This is a genomic window from Bartonella sp. AD328YNZD (assembly GCF_042196425.1).
The window spans coordinates 1-3153 of the sequence record NZ_JBHIQG010000281.1; the positions used below are offsets into that span (position 1 = coordinate 1).

Below are 3153 nucleotides of genomic sequence, written 5' to 3' on the forward strand. Positions count from 1 at the left end.
CAGTAAATGGTGGCCAGCTTTATTTTATGGCTCAGGCATTTGCGAGTTATTTCGGCGGTGGTGCTGGATATGATGACTCTGCAACGTGGAATGATCCTACTTTTACAGTTAAGGTCTTTGATAAGGATGGTAATGAGACTCAGAAAAGCTATAAGAACGTTGCAGATGCATTTGCTGGTGTGAATAATGCTTTAACAACTTTGAATCTTGGTATTGTTAAGATAAATAATGGCCTTGGTGTTGGTGAAACAGAGGTTCCACCGAGGAGTGGTGATAGGCAGAATATTACAGCTGGCTTTCCTTTTATGAGAAGCGCACGTCTTCTAAGAAGCTTACCTCTTATCATAGATGAGGCGGAAAATTCTATGGATGAGGAGGATAATTCAACCGTGGTAACTGTTGCTCCTAGTGAAATTTTAGAAAAGTCAACTTATGAGGTGACTGACAATCAGTTTTCACAGATGAGTAACAGGGTAACAGAAGTTGAAAACAAGGTAAACAGCGTTACAAACAGGGTAACAAACATTGAAAAAAAGGTGGATGTTGCGGTTAGCTATGATACTGATGATAGCGGAAAGAAAACCAATAGCATCACTCTAAAAGGTGTCGATGACAGTGAGCCTGTTTTGATTACTAATGTTAAAGATGGAGAAATTAAAAAAGACTCTAAGGACGCAGTGAATGGTGGTCAGTTATACAAGCATACCGAGGAGCAGATGAGGATTACTCTTGAAAGTGCGAACAAATATACGGCTGATCAAGTCAGTAAAGGTGTTAACGAGGCGAAATCCTATACCGATATGAAGTTTGACGCACTAAGTTATGATATTACGAATGTGCGCAAAGAGGCTAGGCAAGCAGCAGCGATTGGTTTGGCAGTGTCTAACTTACGTTACTTCGATGATCCAGGATCTGTGAGTGTTTCATTTGGTGGCGGTTTTTGGCGTGGACAATCTGCCTTTGCGATTGGTGCAGGTTATACATCTGAAGATGGTAAGATTCGTTCTAATCTATCAGCAACCAGTGCTGGTGGTCAGTGGGGAGTAGGTGGCGGAATAACTCTAAAATTAAAATAACAGCAGATAATGCGAAAAACTACAATTTAAGCGAAGTTTCGCCCTTGTCTTATCAGACAAGGGCGAATTTATATTATCAGAGTAATATACTTATAAAGTCTCATCACAATATATTCTATAGGAATAATTTTAGTGAGATTGAATTGAGTAAAAAATGAAGCGCTTTAATAAAAATTTTACAAATGCAGAGTAATATTATCATATAAATTGATAGAGTGCATAATTGCACAGTATTTTAAAACTGTACGTTTTATAATTTCATTAATAGAAAATATCCATTGGGGGGATATGCTTAAAGAAACAAAAAAATCTCACTTTTTACTATTTTAATTATTTCTCTGTACACAGCAGTGGCAATGAAACTAAGACTCATTTTGGACAAAACGGAGATACCTCAAACTGACTGTAAAACAGAACCTCTACATAAGTCTATAACGCGTAAAAGTTATGAATTTTTATTATAGAGAATTTTACGTTACATAAATCAGAAAGACTCATTCTGTAAAAATAATTAAATTCATTTTTCTCCTTGCTATTTTGTTTAAAATTCTATAAGACTCATTCTGGAACAAACAGAACAAAAAAATTCTCGCAAAGGGAGGTGCGGAAAGTTATGAAAGAATCACACGATTATCGTCATTTTGCTCTAAAAGCTTTCAAGGAAAATGACTCGAGAAATCAAGAAACAAATCACTTGTTCTTGTGATAAAACCACAATAATCCTATAAAAGTTTTACCTGAACTTATCACGGGGTCTAAATGACCTAAACCTTTCCCTCATAAATATTCACTGTCCATTAAGCATACAAAACGAACTCTTTTATTTCAAATAACTATAAATCACACATCTAACAGTAGCGTACAAATATGTCCCTTTCATTCTCTATTCTTACCCGCAAATTCAGAAATTACTACAAACAAACAACTTGCTTAAAGGCAGAATAAACCAAAACCTCACTAACCAAACTATTAATCAACGTTAATCGTAATCTCATCGGAGTTCTAATCTGCTCCTTTCAATCTTTGCGAAAAACCTAAGCTTTATAAAGAACAGACGAAAAACAAATCCTCAAATTACCTTTAGTGCTGAAATATGTCTTTTTAATGTTCTTGATATATTTTTCTTACTTGGAGAATTTATTATGAAAAAATTATGTACCACATCAAAGGCGCCAGTGGTGAATGGTTTTAAAAATTCTTGCTTGTTTTATCAATTACCTTTTATTAAAGCACTTTCAGTGGCTTCAGTGATTGTTTTTTTATCAACCCTTTTTCCTGTTTTTGCTACTGCTCATATTGTAAATGACGTATCAAACGATTTTAGTGGTGCTACAAATGTGCTTAAAGGTATTCCGCCAGCCTATATCGTTGGCAGTAAATTATACAAAGAGAGTGGCTCTGCAGGTATGGGGGGTGAAGAAAACTTCAAAAACTTAAAATATAATATTAACTTTCAAACTAAAAATGCTTTTGATACTGCATTTTTGGGCAGTGAAGGTTATGAGAATGTAGTGGAAGCATTTTCTGGCGCTAAGAATGATTTCACAAGTTTGAATCATCAGATTATTGAAATAAAAGAGTCTCCTGTCATTGAGAAGAAACAAAATAATCTATCTCAAGGGTATGATCAGCATGAGAATATAGACAGAGGCAACCTTCCTTTTATGAGGAGTTCACTCCCATCACTAAGCCGAGCGGATGAAGACAGGGCGGTAAGTATTGCTGCTAGCTCACCATTAACGAAGTTAACTATTAAGAATAGTGAAGGTAAATCTCGGACTCTTTTGGATGTTTCTCCTGGTAGGATCTCAGGAGGCTCAACCGATGCTGTAAATGGTTCCCAGCTTTATATCCTAGGGAGCAGTGTTGCAAAATCTTTGGGCGGTAATGCTGAGTATGAAAATGGCGCATGGACAGCACCTAAATTCACGGTTAAAAAATTTGCATCTGATGGCAGTGTTTCTGACTCGACTTATGACAGTGTCGCATCTGCCTTTGCCGGTGTTGGTGATTCCATTACGAATATTAAGAATGAGATTACAAAAGAAATTGCTGGTGAAAAAAGTGATTCTTTAAT

Annotated in this window: 1 protein-coding gene and 1 pseudogene; both read left to right on the forward strand. The window is 36.1% G+C overall.

Features of this window, described 5'->3' with window-relative positions; translation table 11 throughout:
- Positions 1-1076 (forward strand): YadA-like family protein (locus ACFIO3_RS10605; RefSeq protein ID WP_375704436.1); only part of this gene is annotated, 1076 nt, incomplete at its 5' end.
- Positions 1077-2254: 1178 nt separating this feature from the next.
- Positions 2255-3153 (forward strand): annotated as a pseudogene (locus tag ACFIO3_RS10610) (hypothetical protein); the annotation flags it as partial.